At 72.5% G+C, this 15,863-nt stretch carries 9 protein-coding genes; 4 read left to right on the top strand and 5 right to left on the bottom strand.

Going from position 1 to position 15,863, the window contains the following annotated elements; all coding sequences use genetic code 11:
- Positions 1-249: 249 nt before the first annotated feature.
- The gene (locus D7223_RS33700; RefSeq protein WP_238162173.1) at positions 250-1,389 is read left to right on the top strand and encodes a hypothetical protein; all 1,140 of its coding nucleotides are present in this window, start codon (positions 250-252) and stop codon (positions 1,387-1,389) included.
- Positions 1,373-2,101 carry a class F sortase gene (locus D7223_RS23010; protein WP_120730514.1) on the top strand — a complete coding sequence of 243 codons (729 nt, stop codon included), beginning with the start codon at positions 1,373-1,375 and terminating at the stop codon, positions 2,099-2,101. The genes D7223_RS33700 and D7223_RS23010 overlap by 17 nt, the downstream gene beginning before the upstream one ends.
- Positions 2,102-2,194: 93 nt before the next feature.
- Here the strand turns inward: D7223_RS23010 and D7223_RS23005 are convergent, their stop codons facing one another.
- Positions 2,195-7,276, bottom strand: coding sequence for an NAD-glutamate dehydrogenase (locus tag D7223_RS23005; RefSeq protein ID WP_120730513.1), 5,082 nt, complete (start codon positions 7,274-7,276; stop codon positions 2,195-2,197).
- 291 nt (positions 7,277-7,567) lie between these two features.
- Here D7223_RS23005 and D7223_RS23000 point away from each other — a divergent pair, with 291 nt between their 5' ends.
- Complete coding sequence (locus D7223_RS23000) at positions 7,568-9,526, top strand: penicillin-binding transpeptidase domain-containing protein (RefSeq protein WP_120730512.1); 1,959 nt, start codon at positions 7,568-7,570, stop codon at positions 9,524-9,526.
- 34 nt (positions 9,527-9,560) lie between these two features.
- On the opposite strand, the gene D7223_RS22995 is transcribed toward D7223_RS23000, so the two are convergent.
- Positions 9,561-10,742, bottom strand: a complete 1,182-nt coding sequence (locus tag D7223_RS22995) for an MFS transporter (protein WP_120730511.1) — start codon at positions 10,740-10,742, stop codon at positions 9,561-9,563.
- 58 nt (positions 10,743-10,800) lie between these two features.
- Between D7223_RS22995 and D7223_RS22990 the strand changes: the two genes are divergently transcribed.
- On the top strand, positions 10,801-11,775 hold the full coding sequence (locus D7223_RS22990; RefSeq protein WP_120730510.1) for an ArsR/SmtB family transcription factor: 975 nt from the start codon (positions 10,801-10,803) through the stop codon (positions 11,773-11,775).
- A gap of 8 nt (positions 11,776-11,783) precedes the next feature.
- Here the strand turns inward: D7223_RS22990 and D7223_RS22985 are convergent, their stop codons facing one another.
- The 3 genes from D7223_RS22985 to D7223_RS22975 form a co-directional block, all read right to left on the bottom strand.
- On the bottom strand, positions 11,784-12,956 hold the full coding sequence (locus tag D7223_RS22985) for an arginase family protein (protein WP_120730509.1): 1,173 nt from the start codon (positions 12,954-12,956) through the stop codon (positions 11,784-11,786).
- A gap of 65 nt (positions 12,957-13,021) precedes the next feature.
- Positions 13,022-13,939 (bottom strand): tetratricopeptide repeat protein, encoded by a 918-nt coding sequence (locus D7223_RS22980; protein ID WP_120730508.1) that lies wholly within the window; start codon positions 13,937-13,939, stop codon positions 13,022-13,024.
- 198 nt (positions 13,940-14,137) lie between these two features.
- The gene (locus D7223_RS22975) at positions 14,138-15,826 is read right to left on the bottom strand and encodes a coenzyme B12-dependent isobutyryl-CoA mutase large subunit (protein ID WP_120730507.1); all 1,689 of its coding nucleotides are present in this window, start codon (positions 15,824-15,826) and stop codon (positions 14,138-14,140) included.
- Positions 15,827-15,863: the final 37 nt, after the last annotated feature.

Genomic DNA, 15,863 nt, shown 5'->3' with positions numbered 1-15,863 from the left:
TGGCAATGCCTCGATGTCCTCCCCATCATGCCCGACCCGGGCGCGCGGACACCCGGGGTCGGCAACAGCCCGGGCGGGCACCGAGGGGCCGAGAAAGGCCACCAAAGGGGTGTAGCGCTTCTAAGCCTCGTAAGACCAATGCTCGCCAAAACGCGAATCTTTCCCTTCATAGGTCATGAAACGGTCTAACGTCGGTCTTAGCTCGGTTGTCGCCGGGCTCAGGACAACAGGGATGGAGTGACGCAGGTCATGGCAAACAAGATGCTCGGGAAGGTCGTTGCGGGCGCTGCCCTCGGTGGCGCTTCCCTGCTCGTGTTCACGCCGGGGATCGCGTTCGCGGACGGCCACCACAACGAGGACGAGGGCAAGGTCTACGCCAAGCCGCACGTCGTCAAGGCCGGCGACGAGGTCAAGCTCCTGGAGGTCTGCGAAGAACCGCAGGAGCACGCGTACGTCTGGTCGAAGGTCACCGGCAAGGTCAAGCTCAAGCCCGCCGACGACCGGGAGGAGCGTGGCGGCCACTGGGACAAGGGCCGCGACCACGGCAAGGACTACCAGCAGGGCCGCGACGACTACAAGGACGACTACAAGCACGACAACGGCAAGGGCGAGGACGGCAAGGGCGAGGACGGCAAGGACAAGCCCGAGCCGCCGAAGCCCTCACCGTCCGGCACCGCGACCACGCAGCCCGCGCCGCCGCCTGGTGGGCAGCCGCCGGCGACCGGCCAGGGCGGAGGCGCCGACGCCGCCGAGGCCGAGGAGTCGCCCGACTACAAGGGCTACGAGCACGGCCAGGACGCCGAGGGCGGCGAAGGCCGTGACCAGAAGGGCCACAAGGAGTACGAGGGCAAGGGCCACGACCGGTACGGCTCGGACGAGGGCCGCGACTGGAAGGGCCACGACGAGTACAGCTCGGACGACAAGTACGGCTCGGACAAGGGGTACGGCTCGGACGACAAGTACGGCTCGGACCACGGGTACGACTCGGACGACAAGTACGGCTCGGACGACAAGTACGGCTCGGACGACAAGTACGGCTCGGACCACGGGTACGGCTCGGACGAGAAGTACGGCTCGGACGAGGAGTCCGGCTGGAGCAAGGAGTCCGGCAAGGACGAGGACAGCTGGGAGCACAAGCGGGACTACGTCTACTACGGCGAGGCCACGGTGTCCGAGGACGCCAAGCCGGGCCACTACAAGCTGAAGGGCTCGTGCGGCGAGGGCGAACTGGTCGTCCTGCCGCACGGCGGGGTCGACGGTGGTGACGGCGGCGTCGGTGCCGGCACCGACCGCGGTCTGGCCGCCGGTGGCGCGAGCCTGATCGGCGCGGCCGCCCTGGGCGGCATCGTGCTGATGCGCCGGCGTCGGACCGATGAGTCCTTCGCCTGAGGCGACGACGGCACTGGCCGGCGGCCGTCACGGGAGACCGTGGCGCGCCGCCGGCGCGGCCGTCGTCGTCGTACTCGCGATGGTGGGCGCCGGCATGGTCGGCGCCTCGCTGAGGACCGCACCCGCTCCCCTCCCCCCGCAGCCGCTCGCCCAGGCCGGGCCCGACGTGACCGCGCCGGCCGTGGCCGACCTGCCGGGCGTCGACGGTACCGATCCGGACATGGCGGCCGACCCCCGGCCGAAGGCCACCGGGCTCCCCCGTTCCGCCCCCACGAAGATCACCATCCCCCGCATCGGGGTGGACGCCTCGGTCATGTCCCTCGGCACCAACCCGGACGGCACCGTGGAGGTCCCGCCGCTGGAGCAGGCACAGCTCGCCGGCTGGTACGGCAACGGCGTCAGCCCGGGCGAGGTGGGCAACGCCGTGATCGTCGGCCACGTCGACTCGGCCAAGATCGGTCCGGCGGTCTTCTTCTCTCTCGGTGCGACGCAGCCCGGTGACCCGGTCACCGTCACCCGCGCCGACGGACGGCAGGTGACGTTCACCGTCGAGGCGGTGCGGGCGTACCCGAAGGACGCCTTCCCCACCGAGCTGGTCTACGGTCCGGCCGACCGGCCCGGCCTGCGGGTCGTCACCTGCGGCGGGGTCTTCGACGCGGCGGCCGGCGGCTACCCGGACAACGTGGTCGTCTTCGCCGGCCTGGCGGAGTGAGGCCGGGCGCGGGGGCCCGGCGGAACACGCGACGCGGCCCGGCTGGTCGGTGGTCCCGACCGGCCGGGCCGCGTCCTGAACAGGTGCCGCTTGTCAGGCCGCCGCGGAGGTCCGCACCAGGGTACGGATCTGCCGCAGCAGCACGGACAGGGCGGCGAGGTCCGCCCGCGACTCGTCGAACTCCCCCATCGCCCGGTGGGCGCGGTGGATCGAGGTGGCGTTGGACTGTTCCCACTGCTGCACCCGCTCGTGCGGGGGCAGGCTCTCCGGGGTGGAGTCGAGCACCTCGGCGGTGAGCGCGGCCAGCGCGGCGTACAGGTCGTAGCGCAACGCCATCCGGGCCAGCGTCTGCCAGCGGTCCTCCCGGGGCAGCAGGGAGATCTTCGACAGCAGCGAGTCGACCCGGAACCGGTCGGACAGCACGAAGTAGACCGAGGCCACCTCGCCGACGTCCCGGCCGCTGCGGGTGGCGGTCTCCACCACGTCGAGCAGGCCGAAGCTGTACATCAGCCGGACCACCCGCTCGGCCAGGTCGCGGGGCAGACCCTTGGCGGCCATCGACTCGATGTGCGCCGCGATGGCCTCCCGCTCGCCGCCGTAGAACAGGTTCTCCATTCCGGGCAGGAGCCGGGCCACCCCGTCGCGCAGCCGCTGGATCTCGGCCGGGACGTCGATCGGCGAGCGGCGGTTGGTCACCAGCCACCGCACCGCGCGGTCGACCAGCCGCCGGGTGTCCAGGTAGACGTTGGTCTGCAACTCGGGCGCGACCCGGTTGTCCAGCGCCTCCACCGCGTCCCACAGCTCGCGCAGCCCGAACACCTCCCGGACCACCACGAACGCGCGGATCACGTCCGCCGGCGAGGCGGCGGTCTCCTCGACCACCCGGAAGACGAACGAGATGCCACCCCGGTTGATCGCCTCGTTGACCAGCACCGTGGTGACGATCTCCCGGCGCAGGCGGTGCCGGGACATCCGGTCGGCGAACCGCTGCCGCATCGGCGTCGGGAAGTAGTTCACCAGGACATCGGTGGTCCACGCCTCGTCGGCCAGCCCGTCGGCGAGGATGTCCCGCTCCAGGACGATCTTGACGTACGCGAGCAGCACCGCGAACTCCGGCGCGGTCAGCCCGGACTCGGTCCGCACCGCCAGCTCGTCGTCCGGCGGCAGCGCCTCCAGCGCCCGGTCCAGGGCGCCGGAGCGCTCCAGATCGGTGATCATGCGCCGGTGCACCGGGAGCAGCGAGGCGGCCTGCGCCTGCGCGTTGTTGATCGCCCGCGCCTGGTCGTAGTTGTCCCGCAGCACCAGCTCGGCGACCTCGTCGGTCATCTGGGCGAGCAGCTCGTCCCGCTCGGCGACGTCCAGCTCCCCGTCGGCGACCGCCGTGTTCAGCAGGATCTTGATGTTCACCTCGTGGTCGGAGCAGTCCACCCCGGCCGCGTTGTCGATGAAGTCGGTGTAGATCCGACCGCCGGTCAGCGCGTACTCGATCCGGCCGAGCTGGGTCCAGCCCAGGTTGCCGCCCTCGCCGACCACCCGGCAGCGCATGCTCCGGCCGTCCACCCGGATCGCGTCGTTGGACTTGTCGCCCACCTCCGCGTTGGTCTGGCTGGACGCCTTCACGTAGGTACCGATGCCGCCGTTCCAGAACAGGTCGACCGGCGCGGTGAGGATCGCCTTCATCAGCTCCTGCGGCGAGAGCTGCGCGACGTCGTCGTCCAGGCCGAGCGACGCGCGGACCTGCGGCGAGATCGGCACCGACTTGGCGGTACGCGGGTAGATCCCGCCGCCGGCCGAGATCAACTCGGTGTTGTAGTCCTCCCACGACGACCGGGGCAGGTCGAACAACCGCTTGCGCTCCGCGTACGAGGTGGCGGCGTCCGGGTCCGGGTCGAGGAAGATGTGCCGGTGGTCGAAGGCGGCCACCAGCCGGATGTGCTCCGACAGGAGCATCCCGTTGCCGAACACGTCGCCGGACATGTCGCCGACACCGGTCACGGTGAAGTCCTGGCTCTGGGTGTCGTGGCCCAGCTCCCGGAAGTGCCGCTTCACCGACTCCCAGGCGCCCCGGGCGGTGATGCCCATCTTCTTGTGGTCGTAGCCCGCCGAACCGCCGGAGGCGAACGCGTCGCCCAGCCAGAAGTCGTGCGCGGTGGAGATCTCGTTGGCGATGTCGGAGAACGTCGCCGTGCCCTTGTCCGCCGCGACCACCATGTACGGGTCGTCGCCGTCGTGCCGGACCACGTCCTCCGGCGGCACGATCTCACCGCTGGCGATGTTGTCCGTGACGTCCAGCAGGGCGGAGATGAACTCCTTGTAGCAGACGACCGCCTCGTCCCGGTCCCCCGGCTTCTGCTTCAGCACGAAGCCACCCTTGGCGCCGACCGGCACGATCACGGCGTTCTTCACCATCTGTGCCTTGACCAGGCCGAGGACCTCGGTGCGGAAGTCCTCCCGGCGGTCGGACCAGCGCAGCCCGCCCCGGGCCACCGGCCCGAACCGCAGGTGCACACCCTCGAAGCGGGGCGAGTAGACGAAGATCTCGAACTTGGGCCGGGGCGCCGGCAGGTCCGGGATGGCCTGCGGGTCCAGCTTGAGCGCGACGTAGGACTTCGGCCGCCCGTCGGCGCGCTTCTGGTAGAAGCTGGTCCGCAGGGTGGCCTGGATCAACGTCAGGTACGACCGCAGGATCCGGTCCTGGTCCAGGCTGGCCACCTCGTCGAGGGCGGTCCGGATCTCGGTCACCAGGTCGGCGCTGCGTCGCTGCCGCTGCTCGGCGTCGGACAGGCCGGGCGCGAACCGCACCTCGAAGAGGTCCACCAGCAGCGCCGCGATCCGCGGGTAGGCGATGAAGGTCGACTCCATGTACTCCTGGGAGAAGACCGTGCCCGCCTGGCGCAGGTACTTCGCGTACGCGCGCAGCACCACCACCTGCCGCCAGGTGAGGCCGCCGCGCAGGACCAGCTCGTTGAAGCCGTCCACCTCGGCCTCGCCCCGCCACGCCGCCGCGAAGGCGTTCTCCACGTGCGGGCGCACCTCGGCCAGCTCCTGGTGCCCCTCGGGCAGGCGCAGCCCGAAGTCGTACAGGTAGACCCGGCCGTCGATCCGGTCCACCTCGTACGGGTGCTCGTCGACCACCTTCACCCCGAGCGAGTGCAGCACCGGAAGCACCGCGGAGAGCATCATCGGCTCGCCGTAGCGGTATACCTTGAACCGCACGTCCATCGACTCGTCGATCTCGACGGACCGGCCGCCGCCGTTCACGCGCGGCGCGAGCTGCTTGCGGAACAGGTGCATCTCCAGCTGGCCGGGCTCCTCCAGCAGCTCCAGCTTGGCCAGGTCCTTCATCGCCTCGTACGGCGTGTGCCCGTCCTTGTAGCCCTCGGGGAACGCGTCGGCGTACCGGCTGAACAGGTGCTTGGCCTGCTCGTCGCCGAGCTTGCGCTCCAGCACCAGGCGGTAGTCGTCGTCCCACAGCCGGGTGGCGTCGGCCAGTTCCTCGGCGAGCAGGTCGGCGTCGATGTCCCCCGGCGGCCGGGTCGGGTCGGTCCGGACGATGAAGTGCACCCGGGCGAGCATCGACTCGGTGACCCGGGTGGTGTAGTCCACCCCGACGCCGTTCAGCTCGCGGAGCAGGATGTCCTGCATGCGCAGCCGGTTCTGGGTGGTGAACCGGTCCCGGGGCAGGTAGATCAGGCAGGAGATGAACCGCCCGTACGCGTCCCGGCGCAGGAAGACCCGCAGCTGCCGGCGGCCGGCCATCCGGAGCACGCCGATCACCGCGTGATAGAGGTCGTCGGTCTTGATCTGGAACAGCTCGTCGCGCGGGTAGGTCTCCAGGATCTGCAACAGGTCCTTGCCGGAGTGGCTGCGCAGGCTCAGACCCGAGCGGTCCAGCACCTCGGCGACCTTGCGCCGGACCACCGGCAACTCCTGCACGCTGGTCCGGTACGCGGCGGTGGAGAACAGGCCCAGGAAGCGTCGCTCACCCACCACCTCGCCGGCCTCGTTGAAGATCTTGAAGCCGATGTAGTCCAGGTAGGCCGAACGGTGCACGGTAGCCCGGGAGTTGGCCTTCGTGATGATCAGCAGCCGCTTCTCGGTGACCTTCTCGTGCGCCTCCGGCGTCATCGACGACAGCGAGCGGGGGTCGGTGGAGTCCGAGCGCAGGATGCCCAGGCCGGTGCCGAGCACCGCCTCCAGCGCCTTGCCGCCCGGCTCCCCGGCCGCGTCGCCCTCGGCGGGCGCGTCGACCAGCTTGTACTCCCGGTAGCCGAGGAACGTGAAGTGGTCGTGGGCCAGCCAGCGCAGCAGCTCCACCGAGTCGGTGATGTCCTTCTCCGGCACCGGCGGGCGGTTGTCACTGGTCCGGGCGGAGGCCAGCTCGTCGGCGAAGGCGAGCGCGCGCTGCCGCATCTTCGGCCAGTCCTCGACGGCCTCCCGCACGTCGGTGAGCACCCGTTGCAGCTCACGGCGCAACTTCTCCCGCTCGGCCGGGTCCCGGACCGGGTCGATCTCGACCCGCATCCAGCTCTCCACCAGGTCGCCCGCGATCGCGTCGTCGGGCTCCACGTCGGCGGAGACCTCGGTCAGCCGGCCCAGCGGCTCGCGGCGCACCACCACCAGCGGGTGCACCAGCAGGTGCACGTCCAGGTGGTGCGCGTTGAGCAGGGCGGTGACCGAGTCGACCAGGAACGGCATGTCGTCGGTGACGATCTCGATCACCGTGTGGTGCTGGTCGGCGTCGGGCTCGTGGATGCGCAGCTTCAGCTCGCCCGGCACCCGCTGCTGGGCCAGGTCCCGGTGCGCCCGGGCGGCGTCGAGCATCTCCTCGGCGGTGAAGCCGATCAGCTCCTCGTCCGGCGCGAACCGCCAGAAGCGGCCGACCAGGGTCGCCGCGTCGTGGTCTTCTCCGGCGAGCGCGACCGCCTGGGCCACCAGGCGCTCGGCATTGGGTACCGGCTCGTCGAGTTCGGAGTCCACGTCGTCGGTCAGCGCTTCGGTGGGCAGACCCAGATCGTAGATCGTGTCGATACTCGAACCGGTCATCCCGGTCGCTCCCGTAGCGAGACGGTCGTAACCGTCCCCGTCGGTCGCCGAATCGAAGCTGTCGTCGTCCCGGCCGGTGTCATCCTGCCGGAGGTCGGGTCCCGGTTTGATAGCCGGACGCCGGTCCATCGGTGCCACTCCCCTCGACCCACCGCGTTGTGGGTCACTCTGCCGCCAGCCTAGGCCCTGCCGTTGTGCCCCTTGGTCGGCGGACCACAGTGCGGACGTCCGGATCCGGACTCTGTCCCTTCACCCGTTGCGGGTAGGAGGTTGGCCGGTCCCGGAGTACCCCGCCTGGTGTTGTTCATCACCCCGCGGCGTCCACGTCTTGCGGTGGCCCCCGTGGTCGCGCACACGGGGCGGTGCGGCCCACCGGCGCGTACTACCGTGCAGGAAGCCTGATTCCGGAGGGACCGCTCCATGCACCTGTCGTACCCCCGTGGCCGCCGTCGATCACACCCGGCGCTGACGTTGCTCACCGTGACCGCGCTGGTCGCCGGCGCGCTCACCGGCTGCTCGTCCGAGGACGGGCCGGCCAAGAGCGTCGAGGCGTTCCTGTCGGGCTGGCGCTCCGGCGACCTCCAGGCGGTCGGTTTCGTGGACCCGACCGGCGCGAAGGTGCCGGCGGCGGACGTGGCCCGCGAGATCAGGGAGCTCTCCGGCGAGCTGGCGGCCACCCCGCCGGCGCTGCGCCGGGTGGGCGATCCGAAGATCACCCGGGACACCGCCACCGCCACCGTGGCGGTGGAGTGGACCCTGCCGGGCGGGACCCGGTGGGCGTACGAGCGGCCGGTGCGGCTCAAGCAGGCCGCCGACGACGCGTGGCAGGTGATCTGGGAGCCGGCGGTCGTGCAGGAGCAGCTCACCCGCGGTGACCGCCTCGGCCTGCGGCGCGACACCGGGCCGCGGGCCGCCGTGCTCGACGACGACGGGCAGCCGCTCATCGCGCCCCGACCGGTCATCCGGGTCAGCCTGGCCCCCCGCGAGGTGAAGGACCTGCCCCGGTTGACCCGCCAGCTGGACGCCGCCTTCAAGGCGATCCGGCCGGCGCTGGTGCCGCCGGTCGACCTGTCCGACCTGCCCAAGCGCGTCGCCGACGCGGATCCGGAGCAGCTGGTCGAGGTGGTCACGCTGCGCGAGGACGCCTACCGGCAGATCAAGTCGCGGATCTACGAGCTGCCCGGCACGAAGTTCCCCGGGGACACCCTCGACCTGGCGCCGACCCGGGAGTTCGCGCGGGCGGCGCTCGGCACCGTCGACCCGGCGCAGGCCGACGACCTGACCAGGTTCCCCGACCGGTACGTGGCCGGCGACCTGGTCGGGCACGGCGGTCTGCAGGGCCGGTTCGACGAGCGGCTGCGGGGCGCGCCGGGGCTGACCGTGATCGTCGAGCGGGCCGGTGAGGACGGGAAGCTGGTCGCCACCGGCACCGAGCTGTTCCGCCGTGAGCCGCAGCCGGGTCAGCCGGTGCGGACCACCCTCGACGTGGCCACCCAGAAGGCCGCCGACGTGGCGTTGGGCGGCGAGAAACGGCGCTCCGCGCTGGTCGCCGTACGCGTCAGCGACGGCGCCGTGCTGGCCGCCGCCAACGGCCCCGGCCCGGCCGGCGAGAACCTCGCCCTCACCGCCCAGGTGCCGCCCGGCTCGACCTTCAAGATGGTCAGCGCGCTCGCCCTGCTGGACAAGGGCGCGGTGACCGCCGACGCCCCGGTGAACTGCCCGAAGAACTACCCGGTGGACGGCCGGTCGTTCAAGAACTCCGACGACTTCGCCCTCGGCAGGGTGCCGTTCCGCACCGACTTCGCCAAGTCCTGCAACACCGCCTTCGTCGCGCTGGCACCGCAGCTCGGCCCGGACGGGCTCGCGGCCACCGGTCGCACACTGGGCCTGGAGGGCCAGTGGGATCTCGGCCTGGACGCCTTCACCGGCAAGGTCTCCGCGAACGGCGGCGCCACCGAGCAGGCCGCCGCCGCGATCGGGCAGGGCACCACCGTGGTCAGCCCGGTGGCGATGGCCGGTGCCACCGCGGCGGTCGCCCGGGGGCGGTTCGTGCAGCCCAGGCTGGTGCTCGACCCGGCGCCGGCGAAACCGGCCGCCGACGGGCCGGAGCTGGCCGCCGAGTCGCTGACCGCGTTGCGCGCGATGATGCGCGAGGTGGTCACCGCCGGTACGGCCACCGCCCTGGCCGACGTGCCCGGCGGGCCGGTGCACGGCAAGACCGGCACCGCCGAGTACGACGACGACCCGCGGAACACGCACGCCTGGTTCGTCGGCTGGCAGGGCGACGTGGCGTTCGCCGTCTTCGTGGAGAAGGGCGGGTCGAGCACCTCCTCCGCGGTCCCGATCACCGAGCGTTTCCTGCGCGCCCTGCCCCGCTGACCGCACCGACCCGCCGTGACCGGCGTCGCCGGGCTCAGCCCACGCGGACCCGCGCCGGCACCGGGCGGCGCAACGCCGCGGCGAGGGTGGCGCTGACGCACAGCGACGCCGCCGCCATGACGGCCATCGCGGTGCCGACCGGCAGGAACTCCGCGACCGCGCCGGCCACGGTCGCGCCGACCGCGTGCATGCTGAGCATGCCCGCCGAGTGCAGGCCGAGCGCCTGGCCGCGGACCTCGTCGTCGGTCTGGGCGAGCAGGCGGTCCTGCAACAGCAGGCCGGCGCCGAAGCCGACCGCGCCGAGCCCCGCGGCGGTCAGTGCCAGGCCCGGCGGCAGGGGCAGTGCGAACAGCAGGAACGGGGCCGCCAGCAGCACCTGCAACGGCGTGATCAGCCGGTGCCGGTACCGCTGCGGCAGGAACCGGCCGACGAACGTGTCACCGGCGAGCATCCCGAAGGCGGTCACCACGAACAGCGCGCTGGCCGAGGCGGGCGCGTACGGCACGTATAGCGCCTCGCAGCCCACCACGAGACCGTTGGGCACCCACAGGGCGAGGTACGTGGTGCGGCGCCCCGGCGAGGCCCACAGCCGGCCGTTGACCTGCCACGTCCGCCGGATCGACGGCCGTCCCGGGGCGCGCGGCGGGCGGGTGGTGAGCCCCAGCAGGGCCACCGCGGCGGCGACGAGGTGCAGACCGGCGGCGACCAGCAGCGCCTGCCGGGGCGTCAGCACCGCCACCAGCACCCCACCGAGCGCGAAACCGGCGATCTGCATCACCCCGACCGCCATGTTGAACACCGACCGGCCGAGCAGATACCGCTCGGTGGACAGGATCTCACCGAGCAGGGCCCACCGCACACCACCGGCGAGCGAGCTGACCAGCCCGATGCCGAGGATGACCAGCGCCGTGCCCCAGCCCGGCAGGCCCGGCACGGCGAGGGTGGCCGTTCCCGCCGCGAAGAGACAGGCGATGCCGACCGTCGCGGCTCGTGGTGGGAGCCGGTCGGCGGCCGACAGGACGGTGAACACGCCGAGCAGTTGGGCGAAGGACGGGCCGAACATGCTCAGCGCGGCCAGCAGCGGCGATCCGGTCGCCGCGTAGACCATCGTGCCGAGCGCCAGACCGCTGAGGGTGCGGGCGGCCACGGCGACCGAGGTGCCGGCGAACAACGGGGTGAACTCCGGGGTACGGAACAGTTCGCGGTACGTGCTCATGATCGGCAGTTTCGGTGGCGGCCCGGTGCGGCCATAGAGTTTCGCGTGGAGGCGAAACATGGGCTTGTGGCTGATCGGCTCCGACACGCTCGCGCGGAGCCGGTTCACCGTGTCTCCCCTGGCGGAGACGGTCGGACGCCTGCTGATCCTGGTGGGCCGGCCGACGCCGGCGGGTGAGCGCGGTTGGCTGGACACGCACCGCCGCGCATACCGTGACCGCATCGCGGCCGACCCCTTCGCGGCCCTGTTCGTGCGGGTCGCGTTCCGGCGGTCCTGGCTCCCCGGCTTCCTGACCGTGCCGCCGCGACCCGGCGACCGCGGCGTCGACGACGAGCTGGACCGGGTCCGGGCGACCCCGGTCGACGCCTACCTGGACGATCTCGCGGTCACCCTCCAGGGCCCGGTGCCCGAGGGGCTGCGGGTACCCGACGGCGCGGCGCGGGTGGCCGACCTGCTGTCGTGGGTCTGGCGGCACGGTGTGGCGCCGGACTGGTCCTGGCGGGTCCGGGCGTTCGAGGCCGACGTCGTGGCCCGGACCCAGCAGCTCAGCGCCGGCGGGTGGGCGACCGCGCTGGACGCGATGCGTCCCGGGATGCGGTGGCTGGGCGACGGACGGTTGCAGATCAACACCTACGACTACCCGCCGCACGACATCTCCGGCGGCGAACTGGTGTTCATCCCGGCCACGGCGCACCGGGGCTGGGTCGCCTCGGATCCGCCGCAACGCCGCTACGCCGTCGTCTACCCGTGCTCGGGGCTCCTCGCCCGGCCCCGGACCGGCCTGGCGCCCGAGTCGCTCGCGCGGCTGCTGGGACCGGTGCGCGCCGGCATCCTCACCGCGCTGGACACACCGAAGAGCACCACCCAGCTGGTGGGGCTGACCGGGCACGGGCTCGGCTCGGTCGGTGGCCACCTCCGGGTGCTACTGGACGCGCGCCTGGTCGGCCGACGCCGATCGGGCCGGTCGGTGCTGTACTACCGGACCGCCGCCGGCGACGACCTCGTACGCGTGCAGTCCCAGCCGGGCGTGTAGGGCCGACCTCAGGCGATTCCGGCGGCGGGGTGCGGGCCGTCCTCGGTCGGCGGCACGCCCCCGTCCGGCTCCGGGCCGGGCGACGGGGCCCGACGCAGCAGCCCCGGCCCGGCCGCGGCCGGTGGCCCGACCGGCTCCAGGGCGACCGGGAGGCCGTCGTCCGTCCCCTCCGGCGTGGCCGGCCCGGTCGGGGCGGCGGCCAGCGGGACGTCACCCCGGCGCGGGGCCGGTGGCGTCCCGGGCAGCAGCCGGGGCGGCACCGCCTCCGGTGCGGACACCGGGCGGAGCCCGGCGACCAGGGTGTTGACGATCTCGGCCGCGTACGACCCGTCCGGGTCGTAGTCGGGGTCGAACACGGTCAGCTCGACACCGAGGCAGTGCGGGGTGTCGACCAGGCCGGCGAGCAGGATCTCCAGCTCGGCGAAGGCGATCCCACCGGGGTCCGGGGCGTCCACCGCCGGCAGCACCGCCGGGTCCAGCACGTCCACGTCCACGTGCACCCAGTAGCCGGCGCAGTCGGCGAGCTGCTCGTGCGCCCACTGGGCGGTCCGCGCCGCGCCCTCGGCGCGCAGCGCCGGCACCGGCCGGGTGGTGATCCCGGCGGCCTGGAGGTCCAGCCGGTACTCGTCCTGCGCCCGGATCCCGAGCACCACCACGTCGATGTCGCGGAAGTATGGCCGGCGGCCCTCGATCGCGGCCAGGTCGGCCTGTCCCCGCCCGGTGACCAGGGCGAGGTCCTCCCCCGCCGCGGCGCCCACGTACGAGGCGTTGCCCGGATGCCGGAAGTCGGAGTGCCCGTCCACGAAGACCAGCCCGATCCGGCCCCCGACCGCCTCACCGAGCCGGTGCATGGCCAGTGCGGAGCCGAGCAGGATCGAGCAGTCCCCGCCGAGCACCACCGGGAACTCGCCCCGGTCGATGATCCCGCCGATCCGCTCCGCCAGGGCCGTCGAGTAGTCGGCGATCTCCCGGGCGTGGCAGACGCCGTCGCCCGGCCGCCAGTCGCCCGGGTCGTACCTCGGTGCGGTCAGGCAGCCGGCGTCGCGGGCCCGCAGCCGGGCGAGCAGGTCGTGGTCGCGCAGCGCCCCGGGGGCCTTGGCGCAGCCGGGCACCGACGTGGGCGTCGGCGGGCGCAGGCCGAGGTTGCTGGGCGCGTCGAGGACGGCGATCCGGCGCATCATGGGCTCCCGTCCTCGAAGTTCTCCGCGGGCCGGCCGGAGCCGGCCCGCGCTGGCGTGTCAGGTGCTCAGAACAGGGCGCTGGCCAGGGCCCGGCGGGCCGAGGCCACCGCCGGGTCGTCCGGGCCGGCGACGGTGAAGAGGCCGACCAGGTGTTGGCGTACCCGCTCGCGGTCCTCGCCGGTGGTCCGGCGGACCAGGCCGACCAGGCGCTGGTAGGCCTGCTCGGCGAAGCCGCTGAGAACCTCGACGTCGGCGGCCAGGAGCTGCGCCGCGACGTCGTCCGGCGCGGCCTCGGCGGCGGTGAGCACGGTCCGCGGGTCGGCGCCGTCGACGCGGCGGGCCAGTCCGACCTGGGCGAGGCCCGCCTCCGCCGCGGCGTCCGCCGGCGTCTCGGCGAGGATCTTCCGGTACGCCCGCTCGGCGGCGTCCAGGTCACCGCTCATCAGCGCGTCGTCGGCCTCGTCCAGGCGCGGGTCGGTGGTCTCGGCCACGGCCACGCCGCCGGCCTTGAGAACCGCGGAGATCCACTGCCGCAGCTGGGCCTCCGGGACCGCGCCCGAGAAGGCGTCGATCGGCCGGCCGCCGAAGACCGCGTAGACGGTCGGGACGCCCTGGATCTGGAACATCTGCGCGATCCGTGGCTGCTGCTGAGCGTCGACCCTGGCCAGGAGCCAGGCGCCGTTCCCCTCGACCGCCAGCTGCTCCAGCAACGGCGCGAACTGGTCGCTGTCCGGGTAGCCCGCCGCACCGAAGAAGATCACGACGGGCTTTTCCATCGACCGTTCGAGCACCTCCGACTGGAGGGTCGCCTCGGTGACGTCGATGACGGCGACCCCGCCCCCGGCGGGGCCGGGCAGACCGGCGTCCGGGCCGGACTGGGCGGGGGTGGTGGGGCGGGCAGGGGCCGGTGCGGGGGTGCGCAGCGCGCTGAGGTCGACCGCGCCGCGGGTGAAGATCGACGAGGTGATCCGTGGGTCGCTCATGGTTACCTAGTCTCGCACGCGGCGCGCGGATCTCCGATCAACCACGACCCCGGCAGTCGCAGTTCACACCCCCCGCGAACCCACCCGGACCCTCGCCCCGACCGCACCCCGCGATCGTGCGCCTTCGGTCGCCGGGACGCGCCGAATGCGGCATTCGTCGGGGCACAAAGTGCAAGATCGCGGGAGGGTCGGGGTGGGTCAGAAGCGGGCGGGTTCGCGGTAGACGCCCCACTCGGCGCGGAGGGCGTCGCAGATCTCGCCGAGGGTGGCCTCGGCACGGACCGCGTCCAGCATCGCCGGGATCATGTTCCCGTCGGTGCGGCCGACCTCGACCATCCGCGCGACGGCGGCCCGGACCGCGGCCTCGTCCCGGGCGGCCTTGCGCTCGGCGAGGACCCGGCGCTGCTCCAGCTCCACCTCGTGCGAGATGCGCAGGATCTCCAACTCCTTGGCGACCGTGCCGGTGTGGCAGTTGACGCCGACGATCTTCTTGTCGCCCTTCTCCAGAGCCTGCTGGTAGACGAAGGCCGACTCGGCGATGTGTCCGGTGAACCAGCCGTCCTCGATGCCGCGCAGGATGCCCGAGGTCATCGGGCCGATCTGGTGCGGGCCCTCGCCGCCGAGCTGCCGGATCCGGGCGAAGATCTCCTCCGCCTCGGCCTCGATCTTGTCGGTCAGCGCCTCGACGTACCAGGAGCCGCCCAGTGGGTCGGCGACGTTGACCACCCCGGTCTCCTCCATCAGCACCTGCTGGGTACGCAGGGCGATCTCGGCGGACTCGTCGGTGGGCAGCGCCAGGGTCTCGTCCAGCGCGTTGGTGTGCAGCGAGTTGGTCCCGCCGAGCACCGCCGCGAGCGCCTCCACCGCCGTACGCACCACGTTGTTGACCGGCTGCTGGGCGGTCAGCGACACCCCGGCGGTCTGCGTGTGGAACCGCAGCCAGAGCGCCTTCTCGCTGGTCGCGCCGTACACGTCGCGCAGCCAGCGGGCCCAGATCCGGCGGGCGGCCCGGAACTTGGCGATCTCCTCGAAGAAGTCGAGGTGCGAGTCGAAGAAGAAGCTCAGTCCCGGGGCGAAGACGTTCACGTCCAGCCCGCGGGAGAGGCCCAGTTCGACGTAACCGAAGCCGTCGGCCAGGGTGTACGCCAGCTCCTGCGCGGCGGTCGAACCGGCCTCGCGGATGTGGTAGCCGGAGACCGAGAGCGGCTTGTAGCGCGGGATCTCGGCGGCGCAGTATTCCATCAGGTCGCCGATCAGGCGCAGGTGCGGCTCGGGGTCGAAGAGCCACTCCTTCTGCGCGATGTACTCCTTGAAGATGTCCGTCTGGAGGGTGCCGTCCAGCTTGGACAGGTCGGCGCCCTGCCGCTCGGCGGCGACCAGGTACATGCAGAACACCGGCACCGCCGGGCCGGAGATGGTCATCGACGTGGTCACGCCGGCCAGGTCGATGCCGTCGAAGAGCGCCTCCATGTCGGTGGCGGTGTCGATCGCCACGCCGCAGTGGCCGACCTCGCCGAGCGCCTGCGGGTCGTCGGAGTCGCGGCCCATCAGGGTCGGCATGTCGAACGCGACCGAGAGACCGCCGCCACCGGCGCCGAGGATCATCTTGTAACGCTCGTTGGTCTGCTTGGCGTTGCCGAAGCCGGCGAACTGCCGGATGGTCCAGGTCCGCCCGCGGTAACCGGTCGGGTGCAGACCCCGGGTGTACGGGTACTCGCCCGGCCAGCCGATCCGCTCGAAGCCCGGGTAGGCGGTCCCCTCCGGCGGCCCGTAGACCGGGTCGACCGGCATGCCGGACAGCGTGGTGAAGTCGGCGTCCCGCTTGCGCGCGGCGTCGTAGCGGGCCTGCCAGCGTGCCCGACCGGCGGCGATATCGTCGGCGTCCATCCCCGGGGCTCCTCCTCGAGTCCTCGACTGCAACCCG

The sequence above is a fragment of the Micromonospora endolithica genome (genome assembly GCF_003626595.1).
Lineage (GTDB): Bacteria > Actinomycetota > Actinomycetes > Mycobacteriales > Micromonosporaceae > Micromonospora > Micromonospora endolithica.
Note: the sequence above shows the minus strand (reverse complement) of the source record. Positions and strands in the feature narration are given on the sequence as shown.